21 protein-coding genes are annotated in these 21572 nt (G+C 66.9%); 17 read left to right on the forward strand and 4 right to left on the reverse strand.

Annotated elements, in window-relative coordinates:
• Positions 1–27: 27 nt before the first annotated feature.
• The 6 genes from AB4Y73_RS05225 to AB4Y73_RS05250 all read left to right on the forward strand — a co-directional run bounded on the left by AB4Y73_RS05225 (position 28) and on the right by AB4Y73_RS05250 (position 5635).
• Positions 28–300 carry a DUF3253 domain-containing protein gene (locus AB4Y73_RS05225; RefSeq protein ID WP_441869801.1) on the forward strand — a complete coding sequence of 91 codons (273 nt, stop codon included), beginning with the start codon at positions 28–30 and terminating at the stop codon, positions 298–300.
• On the forward strand, positions 215–1009 hold the full coding sequence (locus tag AB4Y73_RS05230; protein ID WP_441869442.1) for an ABC transporter ATP-binding protein: 795 nt from the start codon (positions 215–217) through the stop codon (positions 1007–1009). The genes AB4Y73_RS05225 and AB4Y73_RS05230 overlap by 86 nt, the downstream gene beginning before the upstream one ends.
• Complete coding sequence (locus AB4Y73_RS05235; RefSeq protein ID WP_441869445.1) at positions 991–2562, forward strand: transporter; 1572 nt, start codon at positions 991–993, stop codon at positions 2560–2562. Before AB4Y73_RS05230 ends, AB4Y73_RS05235 begins: the two co-directional genes overlap by 19 nt.
• Positions 2563–2607: 45 nt before the next feature.
• On the forward strand, positions 2608–3387 hold the full coding sequence (nagB, locus tag AB4Y73_RS05240) for a glucosamine-6-phosphate deaminase (protein WP_441869448.1): 780 nt from the start codon (positions 2608–2610) through the stop codon (positions 3385–3387).
• Between the two features lie 122 nt (positions 3388–3509).
• Entirely contained in the window at positions 3510–3851 is a 342-nt protein-coding gene (locus AB4Y73_RS05245) for a DUF3039 domain-containing protein (RefSeq protein ID WP_441869451.1), read from the forward strand.
• The gene (locus tag AB4Y73_RS05250) at positions 3851–5635 is read left to right on the forward strand and encodes a DEAD/DEAH box helicase (RefSeq protein WP_441869454.1); all 1785 of its coding nucleotides are present in this window, start codon (positions 3851–3853) and stop codon (positions 5633–5635) included. Before AB4Y73_RS05245 ends, AB4Y73_RS05250 begins: the two co-directional genes overlap by 1 nt.
• 81 nt (positions 5636–5716) lie before the next feature.
• Here AB4Y73_RS05250 and AB4Y73_RS05255 read toward each other — a convergent pair whose 3' ends face one another.
• Together AB4Y73_RS05255 and AB4Y73_RS05260 are read right to left on the reverse strand one after the other, a co-directional pair.
• The gene (locus AB4Y73_RS05255; RefSeq protein ID WP_441869457.1) at positions 5717–6349 is read right to left on the reverse strand and encodes an isochorismatase family protein; all 633 of its coding nucleotides are present in this window, start codon (positions 6347–6349) and stop codon (positions 5717–5719) included.
• Positions 6349–7677, reverse strand: a complete 1329-nt coding sequence (locus AB4Y73_RS05260; protein ID WP_441869459.1) for a nicotinate phosphoribosyltransferase — start codon at positions 7675–7677, stop codon at positions 6349–6351. The genes AB4Y73_RS05255 and AB4Y73_RS05260 overlap by 1 nt, the downstream gene beginning before the upstream one ends.
• A gap of 199 nt (positions 7678–7876) precedes the next feature.
• Between AB4Y73_RS05260 and clpS the strand changes: the two genes are divergently transcribed.
• The 6 genes from clpS to rdgB all read left to right on the forward strand — a co-directional run bounded on the left by clpS (position 7877) and on the right by rdgB (position 12276).
• Positions 7877–8269, forward strand: coding sequence for an ATP-dependent Clp protease adapter ClpS (clpS, locus tag AB4Y73_RS05265; RefSeq protein ID WP_441869461.1), 393 nt, complete (start codon positions 7877–7879; stop codon positions 8267–8269).
• Positions 8262–8828 (forward strand): DUF2017 domain-containing protein, encoded by a 567-nt coding sequence (locus AB4Y73_RS05270; RefSeq protein ID WP_441869464.1) that lies wholly within the window; start codon positions 8262–8264, stop codon positions 8826–8828. Before clpS ends, AB4Y73_RS05270 begins: the two co-directional genes overlap by 8 nt.
• Positions 8829–8908: 80 nt before the next feature.
• Entirely contained in the window at positions 8909–9976 is a 1068-nt protein-coding gene (murI, locus tag AB4Y73_RS05275; protein WP_441869804.1) for a glutamate racemase, read from the forward strand.
• Complete coding sequence (locus tag AB4Y73_RS05280) at positions 9973–10770, forward strand: MBL fold metallo-hydrolase (protein WP_441869467.1); 798 nt, start codon at positions 9973–9975, stop codon at positions 10768–10770. Before murI ends, AB4Y73_RS05280 begins: the two co-directional genes overlap by 4 nt.
• A 64-nt stretch (positions 10771–10834) precedes the next feature.
• On the forward strand, positions 10835–11593 hold the full coding sequence (rph, locus tag AB4Y73_RS05285; RefSeq protein ID WP_441869469.1) for a ribonuclease PH: 759 nt from the start codon (positions 10835–10837) through the stop codon (positions 11591–11593).
• Positions 11590–12276 (forward strand): RdgB/HAM1 family non-canonical purine NTP pyrophosphatase, encoded by a 687-nt coding sequence (rdgB, locus tag AB4Y73_RS05290; protein WP_441869472.1) that lies wholly within the window; start codon positions 11590–11592, stop codon positions 12274–12276. Before rph ends, rdgB begins: the two co-directional genes overlap by 4 nt.
• Before the next feature lie 84 nt (positions 12277–12360).
• Here rdgB and AB4Y73_RS05295 read toward each other — a convergent pair whose 3' ends face one another.
• Positions 12361–13131: a DedA family protein gene (locus AB4Y73_RS05295; protein ID WP_441869807.1), complete on the reverse strand. Its 771-nt coding sequence runs from the start codon at positions 13129–13131 to the stop codon at positions 12361–12363.
• Between the two features lie 127 nt (positions 13132–13258).
• Here AB4Y73_RS05295 and AB4Y73_RS05300 point away from each other — a divergent pair, with 127 nt between their 5' ends.
• Both AB4Y73_RS05300 and AB4Y73_RS05305 read left to right on the forward strand, forming a co-directional pair.
• A complete protein-coding gene (locus tag AB4Y73_RS05300; RefSeq protein ID WP_441869475.1) occupies positions 13259–14272 on the forward strand; it encodes an exonuclease domain-containing protein in 1014 nt (337 codons plus the stop codon).
• Positions 14273–14327: 55 nt separating this feature from the next.
• Positions 14328–14846 carry a DUF4395 domain-containing protein gene (locus tag AB4Y73_RS05305; RefSeq protein ID WP_441869478.1) on the forward strand — a complete coding sequence of 173 codons (519 nt, stop codon included), beginning with the start codon at positions 14328–14330 and terminating at the stop codon, positions 14844–14846.
• On the opposite strand, the gene AB4Y73_RS05310 is transcribed toward AB4Y73_RS05305, so the two are convergent.
• The gene (locus AB4Y73_RS05310) at positions 14833–15912 is read right to left on the reverse strand and encodes an ADP-ribosylglycohydrolase family protein (protein WP_441869481.1); all 1080 of its coding nucleotides are present in this window, start codon (positions 15910–15912) and stop codon (positions 14833–14835) included. The genes AB4Y73_RS05305 and AB4Y73_RS05310 overlap by 14 nt on opposite strands.
• A gap of 182 nt (positions 15913–16094) precedes the next feature.
• Here AB4Y73_RS05310 and AB4Y73_RS05315 point away from each other — a divergent pair, with 182 nt between their 5' ends.
• From AB4Y73_RS05315 to AB4Y73_RS05325, 3 genes are all read left to right on the forward strand, one after another.
• A complete protein-coding gene (locus tag AB4Y73_RS05315; protein ID WP_441869483.1) occupies positions 16095–17051 on the forward strand; it encodes an MIP/aquaporin family protein in 957 nt (318 codons plus the stop codon).
• 92 nt (positions 17052–17143) lie between these two features.
• On the forward strand, positions 17144–18322 hold the full coding sequence (locus tag AB4Y73_RS05320) for an exonuclease SbcCD subunit D (RefSeq protein ID WP_441869486.1): 1179 nt from the start codon (positions 17144–17146) through the stop codon (positions 18320–18322).
• Positions 18319–21426, forward strand: coding sequence for an AAA family ATPase (locus AB4Y73_RS05325; RefSeq protein ID WP_441869489.1), 3108 nt, complete (start codon positions 18319–18321; stop codon positions 21424–21426). Before AB4Y73_RS05320 ends, AB4Y73_RS05325 begins: the two co-directional genes overlap by 4 nt.
• Positions 21427–21572: the final 146 nt, after the last annotated feature.

A 21572-nucleotide genomic window follows, 5' to 3' on the forward strand; every position in this document is an offset into this window, starting at 1 on the left:
TCCCCTGACGGCATGCCCGGGGACACGATGGACACGCAGTTGGAAGCCAGCATCCTGGAACTACTGGCTGCCAGGGCCGCCACGTCCACCATCTGCCCATCGGATGCTGCGCGTGCAACATTCGGCCCGGTTCGCCGACCAAGCAGTCCTACGCCTCCTTTACTACTCCTTCAGGAGGACCCCGTCAGGGAAGCTGCGGGACTAGGCTGGCGGTATGACTGCTCCGCTACCCGCCCCGGTGCCACCCGCCGGCCCGGTCCCAGCTCTGTCCATCCGCGGGCTTGCCAAGCGGTTCGGTGAAAAGATTGCCGTGGACGGGATCAGCCTCGACGTCCCGGCCGGCTCATTCTTCGGCATTGTGGGACCCAACGGCGCCGGTAAGACCACCACGCTGTCGATGGCCACGGGACTGCTGCGGCCCGACTTCGGCACGGCCGTAGTCCATGGCGTTGATGTCTGGGCCAGGCCGCTGGAAGCCAAGAAGCTCATGGGCATCCTCCCCGACGGGGTACGGCTTTTTGACCGGCTCACGGGCGAGCAACTGGTCACCTATGCCGGGTTGTTGCGTGGCATGGACAGGGACGTGGTGGCCTCCCGAGTGGGGGAGTTGTTGTCAGCCCTTGACCTGGCGCCGGACGCCGGGAAGCTGGTGGTGGACTACTCGGCCGGCATGACCAAGAAAATTGCCCTGGCTTCGGCGCTGATCCACGCCCCGCGGCTGCTGGTGCTGGATGAGCCTTTCGAAGCCGTTGACCCCGTCTCGGCGGCCAACATCCGCTCCATCCTGGACAGCTACGTCTCCTCGGGTGGCACGGTGATCGTCTCCAGCCACGTGATGGACCTTGTCCAGCGCATGTGCGACCACGTTGCTGTGGTGGCTGCCGGCAGGCTGCTGGCTGCCGGGACCGTGGACGAAGTCCGCGCAGGCGCTTCCCTGGAGGAAAGGTTCGTCCAGCTCGTGGGCGGACGCAGCCACACGGAAGGCCTGGAATGGTTGCGCACCTTCTGAGGCTGAAGCTGATCCTGCTTCGCAATGGCCTCCGCCGGAGCCCGTGGCAGCTGGTGGGCATGGCCCTGGGCGGACTCTACGCCCTGGGGCTGGTGGGTACGTTGGTGGTGGCCCTGATCCTGCTGCGCGGTGCCGAGCCGGAACTGGCACACACTGTGGTGGTGCTGGGCGGCGCGGCGGCCCTCCTGGGCTGGGGCCTCATCCCGGTGGTCGCGTCCGCCGCGGACCTGACCCTGGACCCTGCCCGCTTCACCACTGCCGCCATCCCCATGCGCCAGCTCCTCACGGGGCTTGCGCTCGGCGGACTGATCGGCATCCCCGGGGCAGCCACCGCGCTCACGGCGCTAGCCACCGTATGGACCTGGGCCCGTGGCCCCCTCCCTGCGGTCGCCGCGCTGGCGGGCGCCGCCGTCGGCGTTCTGACATGCATTGTCCTGTCCAAGGTGGTCACCACCGCCACCGCCAGCCTGGCGTCGTCGCGCCGCTTCAAGGACGTCAGCGCCATTGCGTTCATGATCCCGCTGGTCCTGATGGGACCGATCCTGGCCGGCGTAGGGAGAGGCATCTCCGCCTCCACCGGCTTCCTGCCGGACCTGGCCGCCACCCTGTCCTGGACCCCTCTGGGTGCCACCTGGTCCCTCGGCGGCGACGTGGCCGCGGGGCGCCCAGGAGCGGCAGCACTGAAACTCCTGATCGCCGTCGCAACCCTCGCAGTCCTGGCCTGGTGCTGGAAACTGCTCCTTGAACGGGCCCTGGTCAACCCGCCCTACGCCGGCAGCGGGAGCCGCAAGGGCGGAAAGCTGGGTTTGTTCGGCCTCCTGCCGGCCACCCCCGCCGGAGCCATCACGGCGCGGGCGCTGACCTACTGGCTGCGCGATCCCCGCTATTCCGGCTCCCTCGTGGTGGTCCCACTGCTGCCCATCCTGCTCGCCTTCCAAGGCAGCCAGTCCGGTGATTTCGGAGTGCTGGCTATCGCGGCACCGATGGCCGCTTTCCTGCTGGCTTGGTCCATCTCCGCCGACGTCTCCTATGACAACACAGCGTTTGCCCTGCATCTGGCCACGGGCGTCCGGGGCGTTGACGACCGGCTGGGCCGGGCGCTGGCATGCCTGGCCTTTGGGCTGCCAGTGGTGCTGATCCTCGCGGTGGGCCAGTACTTCTTTACCGGCGATTGGGAAGCGCTGCCCGGCCAGGTAGGCCTGAGCCTGGGCATCCTGTTCACGGGGTTGGGCCTGTCATCGGTGGTGTCGGCCCGCTACACCGTGGTCGTTCCCCTGCCCGGCGACAGCCCGTTCAAGAAACCCCCGGGCAACGTGGGCCAGACCATGGCGGTGCAGTTTGCCGGGATGGGTATCCTTGCCCTGCTGGTCCTGCCCGAGGTGGGGCTCTTGATCGCCCAGACGGTCACCGGCAACGCCGTCTTCGGGTGGGCAAACCTGGCCGTCGGCCCGGTGCTGGGACTGGCGCTGTTTGCGGCAGGCATCCGGCTGGGTGGAAAGTGGCTCGATGCCCGCGGCCCCGAACTCCTGGCCCAGCTGACCGTGAACCGCTGATCCGGCTGGACACGAGACAACAGAACCCCAGAAAGGCGGCCACCAGTGGAAGTTGTCATCCTCCCAGGCAGCAAACAGATCGGGAAGTTGGCGGCAGACGCCGTCGAGGCCCTGCTCCGACGCAAGCCCTACGCCGTCCTAGGGCTGGCTACCGGGTCCTCACCGCTTCCGGTCTACGACGCACTGGCTGCCCGGCACGAGCGCGGGCTGGACTTCAGCGCCGCGCACGCCTTTGCCCTGGATGAATATGTGGGCCTGGCGCCCGGGCATCATGAGTCGTACCGGGAGGTCATCATGCGCGAGTTCACCAGCCGGGTGAACATCCGCCCGGAGAACGTGCACACCCCGGACGGCTCCGCGGCCGATCTCCCGGCGGAATGCCAGGCTTACGAGGACAGGATGAAGGCGGCGGGAGGCGTGGACCTGCAGATCCTGGGTGTGGGGACCGACGGCCACATCGGCTTCAACGAGCCAGGTTCCTCGCTCGCTTCCCGGACTCGCATCAAGACCCTGATCGAGCAGACCCGCCGCGACAACGCCAGGTTCTTCGCCGGCCTTGCCGACGTTCCCCACCACGTGGTGACCCAAGGGCTCGGCACCATCCTTGAGGCACGCCATGTTGTGCTTGTGGCGACCGGGGCGCAGAAGTCGCGGGCGGTCCGCGACTTCGTGGAAGGGCCGGTCTCCGCGATTTGCCCGGCCTCGGTTCTGCAGTTCCACCCGCACGCCACCATCCTCGTGGATGAGGCCGCGGCGTCGTCGCTGAAACTCGCCGACTTCTACCGGCACACTTACGATCACAAGCCCTCCTGGCAGGGGTTGTAACACTTGCCACACTCCCGTGGGCGCCCACCCGCGGATTAAGCGGTAACGGCCGACGGCGGCTGGTGCGGTGCGGGCAAAACGGCACCTCCGGCGTCGAACGTCCACCGTCCCGGGACGCTAAGATGGATGCCATGACTAGCATGACGGACCCTCTCGAAAACGACCCGATGCGCGAGCTTTCCGGGGCTGGAACGTCCACGGCCACCATTGAGCGCGAAGAACTGCGCCAGGAAGTGGAGCCCGGTGACCGGGAACGCTTCTCGCACTACGTCCGCAAGGAAAAGATCATGGAGTCCGCGTTGACGGGCGAGCCCGTCATTGCGCTCTGCGGCAAGGTGTGGACGCCGGGCCGGGATCCGCAGAAGTTCCCGGTCTGCCCCATGTGCAAAGAGGTTTATGATGGCCTCCGCCCGGGCAACGACGGCGGCAAGGGTCCCGGAGGGGACTCAGGCAACAACAAGTAGTGACGGAGACGCTCTTTGGCGGCCCCGCCCTGCCTCCGGCCTATCCGGAACGTGCAGCCTGGGGAACCGCCCCGAAACTCCGTGCCTGGCAGCAGCAGGCCCTTGACCTCTATTTCGCAGCCTCACCCCGGGACTTCCTGGCCGTAGCAACGCCCGGCGCCGGTAAGACCACCTTCGCACTGCGCGTGGCGTCCATGCTGATTGAATCCGGGACCGTCAACCGGGTCACCATTGTGGCACCCACGGACCACCTGAAGCGCCAGTGGGCCGATGCTGCCGCCAAAGTGGGCATCGCCATCGACCCGAACTTCAAGAATTCCGACGGCCAGCACGGCCGCGGCTTCATTGGCGTGGCAGTGACCTACGCCCAGGTGGCCAGCAAGCCGATGCTGCACCGCGCCAAGACCGAGGCGGCCCGCACACTGGTGATCCTCGATGAGATCCACCACGGCGGCGAGGCACTCTCCTGGGGCGACGGCCTGCGTGAAGCCTTTGACCCGGCGGCGCGGCGGCTGTCCCTGACGGGTACCCCGTTCCGCTCCGACACCTCGCCCATCCCCTTTGTGGAGTACGCGGAGGACCGCGACGGCATCCGCCGCTCCAAGGCGGATTACACCTACGGCTACGGAAACGCCCTGCGTGACCATGTGGTGCGCCCGGTCATGTTCATGGCCTACTCGGGCCAGATGCGGTGGCGCACCAGCGCCGGTGAAGAAATGGCCGCCTCCCTCGGCGAAGCGGCGGTGACCAAGGACATCACCGCCCATGCCTGGCGGACGGCTTTGAATCCGACAGGTGAATGGATCCCCGCGGTCCTGGCCGGAGCAGACAAGCGCCTGAGTGAGGTGAGGCGTTCGGTTCCGGATGCCGGCGGGCTGGTCATCGCCACGGACCACGAGGACGCCAGGGCCTACGCCGGGCAGCTGAAGCGGATCACCGGCGAGTCACCCACAGTGATCCTTTCCGACGACGCCAAGGCCTCGGAGAAGATCGAGGAATTCACCGCCAGCGAGAAGCGGTGGATGGTTGCCGTCCGCATGGTGTCCGAAGGCGTGGACGTACCCCGGCTCTCCGTGGGCGTCTACGCGACGTCCACCTCCACGCCGCTGTTCTTCGCCCAGGCAGTGGGACGCTTTGTGCGCGCCCGGAAGCGTGGCGAGACGGCGTCGGTCTTCCTGCCGTCGGTGCCGCAGCTGATGGCGCTGGCGAACTCCATGGAAATGGAACGCGACCACGCGCTGGACCGCCCCGAAAAAGAAGACAGCGACGGCCTCTTCAATCCCGAGGATTCCCTGATGGCCGAGGCCAACCGGGAGGACAAAGCATCGGACAGCCTCACCAAGGGCAAGTTCGAGGCCCTCGATTCGCAGGCTTCCTTTGACCGGGTGCTGTTCGACGGCGGCGAGTTCGGCACCGGGGGCGAGGTGGGTTCCGAAGATGAGCTTGATTTCCTGGGGATCCCGGGGCTCCTGGACGCCGAACAGGTGGGTACATTGCTGCGCCAGCGCCAGCACGATCAGCTCAACCGGAAAAACCGGCGCGCACCGGCGGCTGAAGCGGCGCCCGCTGCTCCGGCCATCCCGGACCACCGGATGCTGATGGACCTGCGCAACGAACTGGCGAAAAACGTGGCTGCTTGGTCGGCCCGGACCGGGACCCCGCACGGTGTGGTGCACACCAAGCTGCGGACCGTCTGCGGCGGCCCGCCTGTGGCCCAGGCCAACGAGGAGCAGCTGCAGTCGAGGTTGCGGAAGCTCCAGGACTGGTTCATCGGCCGGAAGTAGCAGCTTTCTGGAGTAGCAGTGGACTTAAATGCGGTTGGCCCGGCGCAACAGCGCCGGGCCACCCTTTTAGTTAAGCCGGACTCAGGCGACGTCCACCCCGCCGAGCTCCATCTCGGCGACGGCGTCGTCAAGGTCCTCGGCGATCCCCGCGGTCAGCGACCGCAATACCGTCACCGAGTAGCCGGCCTGGACCGCGTCCAGGGCCGTTGCCATGACGCAGTAGTCAGTGGCAATCCCCACCACCACCACGTCCTCCACATCATGGCTCTGCAGCCAGTCATCCAGGCCGATCGCATCCTCTGCGGGCGCGAAAGTGTCTGCATCGGCGGGCAGGGAGCCCGGCTGGCGGTCACCGGTAGGCACAGCGTCCTCGGGAGCCAGCAGGCCCTCGAAGCCGGAATAGGCCGCCGTAAACTGGCCCTTCTGGAAATAGGCCTGGATGTACTCGGTGTCCAGATCAGGGTGGAGCTCCGCGCCACGGGTGCCGGCAACGCAGTGCGGCGGCCAGCTGTCCTTGAAGTCGGGCGTCTCGGAGAAGTGCGCGCCGGGATCGATGTGCCAGTCCTGGGTGGCCACGATGTGGTCGAACTCAGTGTGGTGGGCATCCACATATTCGCTGATTGCCCCGGCCACGTCAGCGCCGCCGGCCACAGGGAGGGAGCCGCCCTCGCAGAAGTCGTTCTGCACGTCAACGATGATCAGGGCGCGGGACATCAGTTCTCCTCATAAAGAGTAGGGATGGCAGGCTCCCCGCGCTGCAGGCGGTTGACCACCGGTGGCAGTTCGGCCATGGTGTCGGCGTGCCGTTGCCGAGCCCGGACCACACCTTCGGGCCCCGTCCAGCCGGGCAGCAGTTCACCGTTCTTCACGAACTGCTGGAGCAGCGGCCGGTCGTTCCCGTCATCGTCGGGCCGGTGGCCGATGCCCACAATTTCCTGGGTAGCGATGCCGCGCTCATTGAGCTTGCGGAGTGCATACTTCCGGCCGCCCATGCTGGTCTTGTTCTTGGCCGCCTTGGCCACCGGGACGAAGTTGCCGTCGTCATCCGTGCGGCTCACCAGCTTGTAGACCATGCTGGCGGTGGGCGCACCGGAACCTGTCACCAGCGATGTGCCCACCCCGTACGAATCCACGGGCGCGGACTGCAGTGCAGCGATGGCGAATTCGTCCAGGTCAGAGGTGACCATGATCCGGGTGTGTTCGTTGCCCAGCTGGTCGAGCAGTTGGCGGACCCAGGAGGCCTGCGCCACCAGGTCGCCGGAGTCCAGCCGGACGCCGCCCAGTTTGGGGCCGGCAAGCTCGACGGCGGCACGCACGGCCGCTTCGACGTCGTACGTATCAACCAGGAGGGACGTGCCCACCCCGAGTGACGCGAGCTGCGCTTCAAAGGCGTCCCGCTCGGTGTCATGGAGCAACGTAAAGGAATGGGCGGCGGTACCCACGGTCTTAATGCCGTAGCGCATGCCTGCCTCGAGGTTGGACGTGCTGTGGAACCCGGCGATCACGGCGGCCCGGGCGGCGGCCGCTGCCGACTCCTCATGCGTGCGCCGGGAGCCCATCTCGATGCAGGGCCGGTTGCCGGCCGCGGTGATCATCCGCGATGCGGCTGAAGCAATGGCGGAGTCATGGTTCAGCACGGACAGCACATAGGTCTCGAGCATGCAGGCCTCGGCGAACGTGGACTCCACAATGAGGATGGGGGAGTTAGGGAAGTACGCCTCGCCCTCCGGATAGCCCCAGATATCACCGCTGAACCGGTAATTCGCCAGGTAGTCCAGGGTGTCCTGGTTGACCACGCCCGTGCGGTCCAGGAAATCGAGTTCAGCCTCGCCGAAACGGAAGTCGGCGATGCCCTCCAGAAGCCTGCCCGTGCCCCCCACAATCCCGTACCGCCGGCCGTCCGGCAGCCGCCGCGCGAAGGCCTCGAAAACCGACCGGCGGTGCGCGGCGCCCGAATGGAGCGATGCCTGCAGCATGGTCAGCTCGTAGTGGTCTGTGTACAGGGACGTGCGGGGATGGTCCCAGCCGGCAGAGGTACTCACAAAATTCACTCTAGTCCCCACCGGCTCCCACGTCTCGCTTCGCTTCGCCGCGGGGCCCTCGCCGGCGTGGGCCCACCCACCGGCTCCCACGTCTCGCTTCGCTTCGCCGCGGGGCCCTCGCCAGCGTGGGCCCACCCACCGGCTCCCACGTCTCGCTTCGCTTCGCGGGGTGGGCCCCTCCTCCCCATAGAATGGACAGATGAGCTTAAGCGTTGCGCCCGGCCCCGCTACACGGGAGGGCACCCGGACCGGTACAGAGTCGTCCACAGACTCCCTGACCGCGCCGGACATCCCCTGGAACCTGGTGATCTGGAATGATCCCGTCAACCTGATGAGCTATGTCAGCTACGTCTTCCAGAGTTACTTCGGCTACTCCGAGAGCAAGGCCAACAAGCTCATGATGGAGGTCCACAAGAAGGGCCGGTCCATCGTTGCCCACGGCAGCAAGGAACAGGTGGAGCGCCATGCCGTGGCCATGCACGGCTTCGGGCTGTGGGCCACCGTGGAAAAGGCCACTGGCGGACACGATGGAAAATCCAGGAACTCGGGGAAATCCGGCGGGTCCGGGCAGGGCAAGGGGAAACGTGGCTAAGGCATTCAAGTACGGACTCAAAGGCATCACCGGGTTCCTGGAGCCGGCCGAACGTGAACTGCTGCGCAGCCTGATCGGCGATGTCATCTCCATGCTCCAGCCGGCCGACGACACCAGCCAGGATCCGCTCGCGGCCTTGATCGGGCTGGACATGGATGTTCAGGAACCGACCGACCGCGCGGTTAAGCGGCTGCTGCCCAACGTGATGAAGGACGACGACGGCGCGTCCCTGGAATTCCGGCAGCTCACCGAGCGCTCGCTGCGCGAAACCAAGATCGGCGCGCTGCGGGCTGCGGCACTTGATTTGGACAAGGACGACATCGTCCTGACCGCGGACGGGGCGAGGCACTGGTCCATGGCGCTGAACGATGTCCGACTGGTTCTGGCAGAGCGCCTGGACATCCGGGACGAAGAAGACGCCGAGCACGTCCACCTGATGCAGGACTGGTCCCAGGCGGAGGACGTGGAAAGCTACCTCGCGCTGGTGTACAACTTCACCACCTGGCTGCAGGAGTCCCTGGTGCAGGCCATGCTTCAGTCCCTGGATTCACGCGCCTGACCTGCTGGCCTGCCGTCCGCCGATCCATCCGCCGCGGCCCCACTGTGACATATTCGACATGAGTGGGGCGCCACAATGTGATGGCTGCGGCCGCAGGGAAGACCTATCCTCGAATAATCATGACAACAGCCTCGAGCATGGACCCGGCCGCCGCAGCAGCACGGGAGTCCGCAGCCAGCAACAGCGCCGGCCTGGTGGGATCCCGCCCCATCGGCGTCTTTGATTCGGGCGTCGGCGGTTTGACCGTGGCGCGGTCCATCATCGACCAGCTTCCCAATGAGTCCATCCTCTATGTGGGCGACACTGCCAACGGGCCGTACGGGCCGCTGCCCATCGCCGAAGTTCGGGCGAACGCCCTGGGTGTGATGGACGAACTGGTGGACTCCGGTGTCAAGCTGCTCACCATCGCCTGCAACTCGGCGTCGGCCGCTGTTTTGCGGGACGCCCGCGAACGCTACACCGCGAAGTACGGCATCCCCGTCATCGAAGTGATCCAGCCGGCGGTCCGCCGCGCCGTAGCGGCGACCCGCAGCGGCCGGATCGGCGTCATCGGAACCTCAGCCACCGTGGGGTCCCGCGCCTACGAGGACACTTTCGCGGCCGCCCCGGACCTCGCCATCACCTCAGTGGCCTGTCCCCGGTTCGTCAGTTACGTCGAAGCCGGCATCACCACCGGTCCGGAACTGCTCGCCCTCGCGGAGGAGTACCTGGCCCCGCTGAAGGCCGCAGGCGTGGACACCGTGGTCCTGGGCTGCACGCACTACCCGCTGCTGACCGGTGTCATCTCCTTTGTGATGGGAGACGGCGTGACCCTGGTGTCCAGCGCCGAGGAAACAGCCAAGGACGTGTACCGGGCGCTGGTGACCCACGACCTTCAGCGCACCACTGCGGCGCCGCCCGAGCATCACTTCATTGCCACCGGAGACGCCGCCCAGTTCGAGACGCTGGCCCGCAGATTCCTGGGCCCGGAAGTCCTCTCCGTCCAGCACGTGGACCATGTGGCCGCCCAGTACCCCACGGGAAGCCTGGCCCGCATCACACCGGAAATGATCGAGGCCGCCCAGCGTGCCACTGCCCGCTCCGGCGGCACAGGCCAGCGGATTTCCAACTTTGTGGGCGCCCACCGTGCCGGAGGTCCGGCCCAGTGAAGCTGACCATCGTGGGCTGCACAGGTTCGTTCCCCGGCCCCGGCTCGCCGGCGTCGTGCTATCTCCTGACCGCCCATGACGGTGAGCGGACGTGGAAGATCGTGCTGGATCTGGGCAGCGGAGCCCTTGGTGCCATCCAGCGCTACACCGATCTCGAGGACATCGACGCCATCTTCCTCAGCCACCTGCACCCGGACCATTGCATGGACCTCTGCGGCCTGCATGTGGCTGTCCGCTGGAAGCCAGGCGGTTGGGGGCGCGGGCGGATCCCGGTGTGGGGTCCCGCCGCCACGGCGGACAGGATGGCCACGGCATACGGACTGGACCTGGATCCGGGGATGCACGAGGAATTCGACTTCACCAACTGGACTGAACGCAAGCCCGTCACGGTGGGCCCGTTCACCGTGACGCCGTTCGGGGTCAACCATCCGGTGGAGGAGGCCTACGCCCTCCGTGTGGACGTCACGGAACCGGACAAGGAAGGCAACCCTGTCAGCCGCGTCCTGACGTATTCGGGGGACACCGACGCCTGTACCGGCCTGGAGGAGGCCGCGAAGGACGCGGACCTGTTCCTCTGTGAGGCCGCTTTTGAGGAAGGCCGCGACGACGCCATCAAGGATGTGCACCTGACCGGCAAGCGTGCGGGCGAGGCGGCAGCCGCTGCGGGGGCACGCAGGCTCCTGCTCACACACATCCCGGTGTGGACCTCGCCGAGCAAGGTTATGGCTGAAGCAAAAGAAGTGTTTGGGCAGCACGTGGCAGTGGCCGTGGCCGGCGTGCATTACACAATCTGACTCCCTTGGCGCTCCAGTTCGCTGCGCGGCGGATCGCTATCCGGCGAGTCGATAAGCTAAAGGCATGACTTCTGAAGCAACTGCAGTGCCCGTAGTGCGTGCCGATGGCCGCGCCCCCGACCAGCTCCGCCCCATCAGCATCACCCGCGGATGGTCCAAGCAGGCAGAGGGTTCGGCCCTCATCGAGTTCGGCAACACCCGGGTGCTGTGCACGGCTTCGCTGACCGCCGGTGTGCCGCGTTGGCTCAAGGGGGAAGGCCGCGGCTGGGTGACGGCCGAGTACGCCATGCTTCCGAGGGCAACCAACACCCGCTCGGACCGGGAATCGGTCAAGGGCAAAATCGGCGGCCGGACCCACGAGATCTCACGGCTGATCGGCCGTTCGCTGCGCTCCATCATCGACACCAAGGCCCTGGGCGAGAACACCATCGTGCTGGACTGTGACGTGCTCCAGGCCGATGGCGGAACCCGAACAGCCGCCATCACCGGGGCCTACGTGGCCCTGGCCGACGCCATCCGCTTTGCACGCGAGAACAAGCTGATCGCCCGGAACGCCCAGCCCCTCGTGGACACCATCGCAGCCGTTTCCGTAGGCATTATCGACGGCGTGCCCATGCTGGACCTGCCCTACGTGGAGGACGTCCGCGCCGAAACCGACATGAACGTAGTGGTCACCGGATCCGGGAAGTTCGTCGAAGTCCAGGGCACGGCCGAGGGCGCACCCTTCGACCGTGACGAGTTGAACCAGCTGCTGGACCTGGCCCTCCTCGGCACCACCCAGCTGGCGGCGATTCAGCGCGAAACCCTCGCGGACTCCCTGTGAGCTTGGCTGCCCCCGGCGCCTCTTCTCCAGACGGTGTGGAACAGCACGGGGCGGCGCCCCGGCTTGTGCTCGCCACCCACAACAAGGGCAAGCTCCGGGAACTCCGCGAACTCCTGCGCGGGCAGGTTCCCGGGCTCGACGTCGACACCCAAGTGGTGGACGCGGCGGCGGCAGGTGCCCCGGACGTCGTCGAAACCGGCGTGACGTTCGCCGAAAATTCGCTCCTGAAGGCCAGGACCGTGGCGGAGGCCACCGGGCTGGTGGCCATCGCCGACGATTCCGGCCTGGCCGTGGACGTCCTGGGCGGGGCACCGGGGATCTTTTCCGCCCGGTGGGCCGGGCGGCACGGCGACGACGCCGCCAACCTCAGGCTCCTGCTGGACCAGCTCTCGGACGTGCCGGACGCGCACCGCGGTGCGGCATTCGTTTGCGCCGCGGCGCTCGCCGTTCCTTCCTTGGGCGGCACTGGCCAGGAGGTCGTGGAGTACGGCCAGCTTGAAGGCATCCTGCTGCGCGAGCCGCGGGGCAACGGCGGCTTCGGTTACGACCCCGTCCTGCAGCCTGTTGGCGAGGACCGCAGCTGCGCCCAGCTCCTTCCGGAAGAGAAGAACGCCATCAGCCACCGGGGCAAGGCTTTCCGGGCACTCCTGCCGGCGATCGTCGAGGCACTGGGCCGCCAATAGGTTTCGCCGTACCTCAGACGATTAAGGGAGCCACACGCCTGTGTGGCTCCCTTAATCATCTCCCGGAGTTTGTGCCTGGTGTCCTCAGTCCAGGTTGGTCTTGCGTTCCTCGTGGGGCTCATGCTCCTCGATGAATTCGTCCACGGGATCCGTGCCGAAGTGGGCTGCCTGGCGCTTCGCCGACATTCCCCGGAGGACTTCGATACCGATCGGGACCACGGAGACGAGCACGATCGCGATGAAGATGATGTCGATGTTGTTGCCCACCCAGCTGAACTGGCCAAGCCAGGCACCCAGGAGGGTAACGCCGCCGCCCCACAGCACCGCTCCGATGACGTTGTAGAGGAAGAATTTACGCTTGTCCATCTGGGCTACGCCCACAATGACAGGCACGAAGGTCCTGATGATGGGGACGAAGCGGGCCAGGATCAGGGCCTTTCCGCCGTGCTTTTCGAAGAACGCGTGGGCGCTCTCCACGTTCTCGCGCTTGAAGAGCCTGGAGTCCGGCTTGTTGAAGATGGCCGGGCCGGCCTTGGACCCAATGAGGTATCCGGCCTGGTTGCCCAGGATGGCGGCCACAATGATCAGCCCGCACATGCCCCACAGGTTGAACTTGATGGCGCCGGTGGATACCAGCAGGCCGGCGGTGAACAGCATCGAGTCGCCGGGCAGGAAAAAGCCCACCAGCAGGCCGGTTTCGGCGAACACGATGGCGCAGACCACCAGCACTACCCACGGTCCGAGCGGGGAGTCCCGAAGGAAGACGTCGGGGTTCAGCCAGTCGGGCAGGAACGAAGCCAGCTGAGGCTGGATGGGTCCCGCACCGCCCAGCATGGGCACGGCAAAGTCGCTGATCGCATGAAAGTTCACTTACTTAGGGTACTTGACCAGTTCTGGAGCACTGGCGTCGGTCAGGTGATATCCACGACAGGGCCGCCCTGGTGACAAGGGAACGGCTTGGTCCGGCGGTAAAGTATGGGCCGTGGGACTGGACTTTACGGCGATCGACTTCGAAACGGCTAACGGCTTCCGGGGTTCGCCGTGTGCAGTGGGACTGACGAAGGTCCGGGGCGGGCGTGTTGTGGATGAAGCGTCGTGGCTGATGCGGCCACCGGCCAACCACGACCACTTTGAGTACCACAATGTCCGGATCCACGGCATCCGCTCCGAGGACGTTGCCGGCCTTCCCCGCTTCGGTGAGCTGTTTCCGGAAATTGGTGCCTTTATTGGCGGTGACATACTGGCGGCCCACAACGCCGCGTTTGACCTCGGTGTGATCCGTTCCGGCCTGGAAGTCTCAGGCTTGGCGGGCCCGGCCTACGAGTATGTCTGCACAGTGATGCTGTCCAGACGCTGCTACTCCCTGGTTTCCAATTCACTGCCGTTCGCCGCGGAGGAAGCCGGTGTTCCGCTGGTCAACCACCACGACGCCGCGGAGGATGCCCGTGCGTGCGCCGGCATTCTGATCGACATCGCTGCCCGGAACAACGCCAACAGCATCGCCGAGCTTTACCTCTCGCTCGGCCTGGAGCTGCCCCGTCAGGACGCGTTCGACCCCGCACGCGATGACCTTTCCAAAGCCAGCCTCGCCGCACTGTCCGCTGCTGCGGGCGGCCGCAGCGGAGCGCCCGTGCGCCCTTTTATGTCAGGCTGGCCCGAAGAGGGTGCCAACCCGCTCCCCAATATCGACGCCGAGCCCTCCCACCCGCTGTACGGCCAGACGGTGGTCTTCACGGGCCAACTGGCCATGGCGCGGCCAGAGGCCAAAGTGCGCTCGGCCGAGCTCGGTGCCCGTCCGGAAAGCCGCGTGACCGCCCGCACTACGGTGCTGGTGGTGGGCGACGGGTTCGTGGCCTCCGACCTCAGGTCCGGAAGGCTAACCGGTAAGGCACGCCGTGTCCTGGAGCTTCATGACCGTGGCCAGCCCATCGAAGTCATTTCCGAAGGTGAGTTCCTGCAGATGGTGGGCGGCTATGCAGGTGTTGCGGCGGTCTAGTTCATAAGGCGCAACAAATCTTTCCAGCCGCCGCGCCGGCTCCTAGCCTTGCAGGATGAGCAAACTGACGAGCGGTCAACGGAGCGGTATCAACTGGTCCGCCGTGTTTGCCTTCCCTAATCCGGTCAATGAGTACGCGGCCCGGATCACCGCGGGCCTCGTGGTGCTCCTTGCAGGTGTCACCCTGGTGACAGGTTCCGGTTGGGGGCTCGTCCTGATTGCTGCCGGGTTCTGGCTACGGGTGCTCTTCGGGCCGCGTTTTTCGCCGCTGGCCCTGCTGTCAGTCAAAGTCCTCGCGCCGCGGCTGGGCCGCGCCCGTCTGGTGCCCGGGCCGCCAAAGCGTTTTGCGCAGGGCATGGGCACCGTCGTGTCCAGCACAGCACTGATCCTGTTTGCTGCCGGCGCTGCCCCGGCTGCGTGGATTGCGCTGGCGGTCCTGATCGCCGCAGCCTCGCTCGAAGCATTCGCCGGGTTCTGCCTGGGCTGCGTGATCTTCGGCGTCCTGCAGCGCCGCGGCGTGATCCCGGAGGACATTTGCGAGGCGTGCAACAACGTGTCGCTCAGGCGGTCGTAACACCCACCAGCCGATCGGCCATGCCACGGATGACTTCAGGTGCCTCCAGTGCCTCGAGCCAGTCCGCCGGCAGGGCCTCCTCGCCGTAGTAGGCGCCCAGGATGTTGCCCGCGATGGAACCCGTGGAGTCGCTATCGCCGCTGTGGTTGACCGCCAGCGCGATGGCTGCGCGGAAATGGTCCGCGGGCGCGGCCGCGGAGTCCGTCCCGGGTGCAGTGGCCAGGACAGCGTAAAGCCCGACGGCGAATGCTTCCTCCGCGACCCAGCCCTCGCCCAGTTCCCGCACGATTTCCTCCGGCGCGAGAGCCCCACCTTCCGCACAGCGGATCGCTGCTTCAAGCCGTGCCGGGAGCTCGGCAGCTACTTCCTTCAGGCCGCGCACCTCCTCCAGGACCGCCGTCGCCGCTTCCTGCAGGCCGGCGCCGCACACCAGGAGGTGGATGAGCAGGCTGAAGCCGCCGGCACTTTGCCGGGCGGACGGATGGCCATGTGTCAGGGAGGCGGCATCGGCGCTCAACTTATAGACGGCGTCGGACGCTATATGGGGAATCAGGCCAAAGGGCGCTGAGCGCATCACGGTTCCGCAGCCCTTCGACTCCGGGTTGACCGGCCGGTAGACGGTACCCATTTCGCCGGTGGCCAGCCCGCTGAGGCAGGTGTTCCCCGGGGCCCTGCGGTGCCGCAGCACGTCGTTGCCGTCGATCCAGCGTTTCGGCTGGACCGGGGCGGACGGCGGCACCGGGACGCCCTGGGTGTCCAGCCAGCGGAGGTACGCCAGCCACACGCAGGCATTCACGTCTGCGCCCACCCCGTCATTGGCCCATTCCAGCGCCTCCACCAGGCCGTCCACCGTATACAGCGTCATTTGCGTGTCATCCGAAAAGTGACTGCCGCCCTCGAACATTGAGAAGTCCTTCAGTCCGGCCGTGCCGAAGCGGCCGCGGATCGCCTCGATGGAGTCAAACTCCACCGCGTAGCCCAGCGAGTCTCCCAGCGCACCGCCCAGCAGGCAGCCGTGGATTCGGGACTTCAGCGAGGGCGCGCCGGCCCCGGGGTCAATGCTCATAACAGCCAATTTACCGTGACGCGTCAGCGGAGCGCGCCCGGTGCCCCGCGGCCCATCAACTAAGCTCAGACTCAGCCAATGCCCAGCATTCCTTGGCACAATGCAGAGGCCGCAACGGAAACTTCCCGCTGGCAGCGATACTTTGCCGCGCAGCGACGCCCAACGATAAGGACTACCCCGCCATGACCACGCCTGTTCCCGTCCACCACGATTCAGCCTCCGGGCCGGCAGCCGGCAACGGTGCCGATGTCCGGCCCGGGCTGGTGTCCAGGCTGTCCGCAGAGGCGTTCGGCAGCCTCTTCATTGTGGTGGCTGGCCTGGGCGTGCCGCTGTTCTCCATTCCCCAGTCGAGCCCGCTGCCCTCCGCGCTCGCAGCCGGCCTGGCCGTGACCGCAGCCATGCTCGCCTTTGGGTACGTCTCCGGCGGTCACTTCAACCCGGCCGTGACCGTGGGTCACGCCGTCGCCGGGCGGATCCGCCCCGGTGACGCGGCAGCCTACGTCGCCGCCCAGTTGGTGGGGGCATTGCTGGGCGCGCTGGCGCTGTTCGGCATTCTCCGGACCCTGCCGGGCATCCCGGACAGCAGGACCGCGTTCGACACGGTGACCGCCGGCTTTGGTGAGCACTCCATCATTCAGGCGCCCCTGGCCGCCGTGCTCCTGCTCGAAGTGCTCGGAGCCGCCATCCTGGTTGCGGTCTTCCTCGGCACTACGGCCCGCAACAACCTGAACAAGCCGGCAGCCGCCGTTGCCGTGGGCCTGGCCTTTGCGGTGTTGCTGCAGCTCGGCCTGGCCGTGGGCAACGCCCCGTTCAACCCGGCCCGCGCCACCGCCTCCGCCGTGTTCAGCTCCAGCTGGTCCCTTGAGCAGCTGTGGCCGTTCTGGGTGGCGCCGCTCGTCGGCGCCGGCATCGCGGGCCTGGTCTTCCGTGGTTTCGCGACCGCGGACGCGCCTGCCGTGCCGACGGCTGACAGTGCCGGCGTTGACGAAGGTGACGACGCCGAGGGCTTGGAGGACACTGCAACTTCCGACGCCGTTACTCCGGATGCTGTCACTCCAAGGGCCACTCGGACGGCGGCAGCAGAAGTGCCGGCACGCCGCGATGAGGCCCAGGAATTCTTCGACGGAAAGCGCAGCTAGGAGCACTGGCGCGGACCCGTCGGCGGAGCCATCAGAGACAGTCTGCTGCGGCGGTTGCCTAAACTGTCGGTGGCAGCCGTTAGCGTAGGAATATGCGGTTATTGCACACATCGGACTGGCATTTGGGCCGGTCTTTCCACGGCGTCGGAATGCTGGACGCCCAGCGGTCATTCGTCGATCAGCTCGTCACTGCCGTCTCTTCGCAGGGGATTGATGTCGTCCTGATCGCCGGTGATGTCTACGACCGCGCCCTGCCAGGGGTTGACGTCGTGGGCCTGCTGGATGACGCCCTTGTCCGGCTGACCGCGGCTGGCGCCACCGTGGTGTTGACCAGCGGCAACCACGACTCCGCCATTCGGCTGGGATTCGCTTCCCGACTGCTGGAGCGTGGCGGCGTGCACCTGCGGACCAGGCTGGCGGACCTGGACCAGCCGCTGATCCTGCCCCTGGAACCGGGCGATGATGCTTCAGGGGCCGTCCTGGCGATCTACGGCATTCCGTGGCTGGAGCCTCGGCTCGTCGCCGAGCAACTGGGCGCGGAGCCGGCGAGCCACTTCGCGGTGACCCGCGCCGCCACTGAGCGGATCCGGGCGGACCTGGCCCGGCGCAGGGCAGCGGGAACCGTCCACTCAGTGGTCCTCGGCCACACGTTTGCCAGCGGCGGTATCAGCTCGGACAGCGAGCGGGACCTCAGCATCGGGGGAGTGGGAGCGGTCCCGCTGGACCTGTTCGACGACTTCAGCTACACGGCCCTGGGCCACCTGCACGGCCGGCAGACACTGTCCCCGACGGTCAGGTATTCCGGCTCGCCCCTGGCCTACTCGTTCTCGGAGGCCAAGCACGTAAAGGGAAGCTGGCTTGTCGATGTCGGCCCCGAGGGCGTCACCGGCGTCTCGGAACTCTCGTGGGAGGCCCCGCGGAAGCTGGCGGTGCTGCGCGGCGGGATCTCCGAACTGCTTGAGTCCGGCGATCATGCGTGGGCGGAGGACGCCTACTGCCAGATCACGCTGACCGATGCGCAGCGCCCCCAGCAGGCGATGGAGCGGCTGCGGGCGCGCTTTCCGGACACTCTGGTCCTGGGTTTTGATCCTCAGGGCGGCTCCGCCAAGGCATCCCCAAGCTACAGCACCCGGCTTGCCGAGGCCCGGGACGACCTCGCGGTCTGCTGCGGCTTCCTGGATCACGTACGGGGCCGTGACGCGGACGACGCCGAGCGGTCGGCACTGACTGCCGCCCTGGACAACGTGCGCCTCCGGGAGGCGTCCCTGTGAGGATCCACCGCCTGACCATCTCCGCTTTCGGACCGTTTGCCGGCACTGAAGAGATCGACTTTGACAGACTCAGCGCCCATGGCCTGTTCCTCCTGAATGGACCCACCGGGGCGGGCAAGACCAGTGTGCTGGATGCGGTCTGCTTTGCACTGTACGGATCCGTTCCGGGCGCCCGCCAGGACGGCAAACGCCTCCGCAGCGATCACGCCGATCCGGCGCTCGAGCCCTCGGTCACCTGCGAATTTTCCGCGCAGGGGCGCCATTTCGAGGTCACCAGGTCTCCGGCGTGGGATAAGCCGAGCACCCGCGGCAAGAACGGCTTCACCACGCAACAGGCCAAAACGCTGTTGCGGGAACGCATCGCCGGGGCATGGACGGACAGGTCCGGGCGCAACGACGAAGCCGGCGCTGAAATTACGGGACTGCTGGGCATGGACCGGGAGCAGTTCACCAGGGTGGTCATGCTTCCCCAGGGCGACTTTGCCGCCTTCCTGAGGTCCAAGGCGAGCGATCGCCTGGAACTGCTCCAGAAGCTTTTCGGCACACAACGGTTCGAAGCACTGGAGCAGGAACTGTCCGCCCAGGCCCAGGCTGCGCGCAACGATGTCGCCAAGCTGAACGGCGACCTTGAGCTGCTCGCGGCCCGTGCGGAGACCGAAGCCTCAGCACTGGCTGAGGGTACGGCGGCTGGAGAAGATTTTACTACCGGGGCCCAGGCCGCGGGGGCCGGCCCCGCCCCGGAGGAACCAGACGCCCGGATCGGCTGGCTGCAAGCAGCCGTGGCCCGGCGGGCGGCGGGGTTAGCTGCAGCAGCGGAGGCTGCGGCGTCAAGGAACAAGATCGCGTCAGCCCGGCTCGACAAGGAAGCGGCTCGGCGCGAACGCCAGCGCCGGCTCGTCGCAGCCCAGGCCAGGAAGGCCGCCGTTGAAGCGAAGCTGCCCGGCCTGGAAATAAAGGCGGCGATGCTCGAGCGGCACCGCGGTGCCGAGGTACTCAGCGGGCAGCTGCAGGCAGTGCAGTCGGGTGAAACCCAGGTCCGGCACGCTGCAGGGGCTCTCGAAGCCGCCATCACGCTCCTGCGGCTGGCAGCGGGCGAGGACCCCGAACTGGACCAACTGGACCTTTCTGCTCTGGATGCGGACGGCACTGTGGACGCCGTCGTCGGCCTCGACGTTGCTGGCGAGCTCAGCCGGATCCGTTCCCTGTTGGCAGTGGTTGAGGCGCGGCTGCCCGACGAAGAGCGACTCCACACACTGGCCGAAAGACGCAAGTCCCTCGCGACGCAGCAGCAGCAACTCAGCCAAGCCGATGCGGAGTTGGGCGAGCTCCTTGGAAACCTGCGGGTGGAGCTGTCTGACCTCACAGTCGGACTGCAGCCGTTGGAAATGCTGGCCTCTGCCGCGGTGCTGCATGCGAAGGAAGCAGCTTCCGCGGAAGAACTCCTGGACATCGTCCGGAGGCACACAGCGGCAGTTAAGGCGCAGGCGCAGGCTGCACAGCGCCACTCGGCGTCCCGGGAGTTCCAGCTGGAGACGAAGGCCCGCTGGCTCGACCTGCGCGAGGAAAGGCTTGCCAACGCTGCCGCCGAACTCGCGGCCCAACTGGCCGAGGGGGAGCCGTGCCCGGTCTGCGGCGGCGAAGACCATCCGGCCCCGGCAGGAGCTGCAGGGTCAGCCTTGGGGCTCAGCCAGGCCGAGGAGGCCGCGCAACACGCCAACGAGGACGCGGAAGCCAAGCTGGCAGCGGACAGCACCGCGCTGGGCGACGCAAACCAGTTGGTCGCCGTCCTGGCCGGGCAGGGCGGCGACACCCCGGAGGATGAAGCGGTTCAGGCGGTGGCAGCAGCACGTCACGCAGCTGACCGGTCCCAGAACGCCGTGAAGGAGCTGGCAGAGCTTCGGCAACGGATGGATGCCGTGGATGTCCGGATTGCAAGGGCGGAGGCGGCCAGGCACAGCGGCGCCGCCGAGCTCGCCCAGGCTACCGCTGCGGCGGCAGAGGTGGCAGAGAACCTGGCCTCCCTGGACAAGGCACTGTCCGGCCTGCGCGGCAGCCACCGCAGCCTGACCCGCAGGCTCCGCTCGTTGCAGGATGCCGCGGCCACGCTTGAGAAAGCTGTGGAGGCCCGGGCCCAGCTGGAGAAGGCAAACGCCCGCGCCGAGGAAGCGCGCCTGGAGCTCGAGCGGGCGTTGCCGGAGGCCGGCTTTGGCAGTGCAGAGGAAGCCCGGGCGCAATTGCTGGCGGGGGCAGAGGCAGCGGCCCTGCAGGCTGAGGTCCGGGCCGGCCAGGACGAACAGGCACGGATTGCCGAGCTGTTCGCCTCGGAGGAGCTGGTGCTGGCACTGAAGGAAGCTGCCTCAGATCCAGAAATTAGCGAGGAGATGGTTGCTGAGCTTCAGGCCGCGGCTGCGGGGGCCAGCCAGGAGGCACGCGACGCCGACCTCGCCGCCGGAATGGCGGCACGCTGCGTCGAGTCGCTGGCCGCTATCGGCAGTGAGTATCGGCAGCTCGCCGGATCCGCACGGGAGCCGAGGGAACACGCCCAGCTGCTCACCGCTCTGGCCGATACCGCCGCCGGTCGCGGCGAAAACACCTACCGCATGAGCCTCAACAGCTATGTCCTCGCGGCCCGGCTGGAACAGGTGGCGCAGGCGGCATCAGAACGCCTCGTGGCCATGAGCGACGGACGTTACCTGCTGCAGCATTCCGATGCCAGGGCCGCACGCGGGGCGAAATCCGGGCTGGGCCTGGAAGTGGTGGACCAGTGGACCGGGCACCGCCGGGATACGTCCACACTTTCCGGCGGTGAATCCTTCATGGCGTCACTGTCCCTGGCGCTGGGTCTGGCGGATGTTGTTCAGCAGGAATCCGGTGGCATCCAGATCGACACGCTCTTTGTGGATGAAGGCTTCGGCAGCCTGGACGAGCAGTCGCTGGAACAAGTCATGGATGCGTTGGAGAGCCTTCGCGACGGCGGACGCGTGGTGGGCCTTGTCAGCCATGTGGGGGAGATGAAGCAGCGAATCGGAACGCAGCTCCAGGTCCTGAAGGGAAGAAACGGCTCCACCCTTCGGATCTCCGACGCCGCCGAGGTGCTGGTGTAATCCGGATATAATCGGACGGTTACCGGGTTGCGCGCATCGGGAGGAGGGACGATGCGCACGACTGAACGAGCCCGGAATCTTGAACCCAACACCTCTTTCTTCTGTGTCAGCACCAGCGGAATCAGCCGTTTCCCCCGTCACCTCGG

Origin of the sequence: Pseudarthrobacter sp. TAF60_1, assembly GCF_052113505.1 — a bacterium.
Lineage (GTDB): Bacteria > Actinomycetota > Actinomycetes > Actinomycetales > Micrococcaceae > Arthrobacter.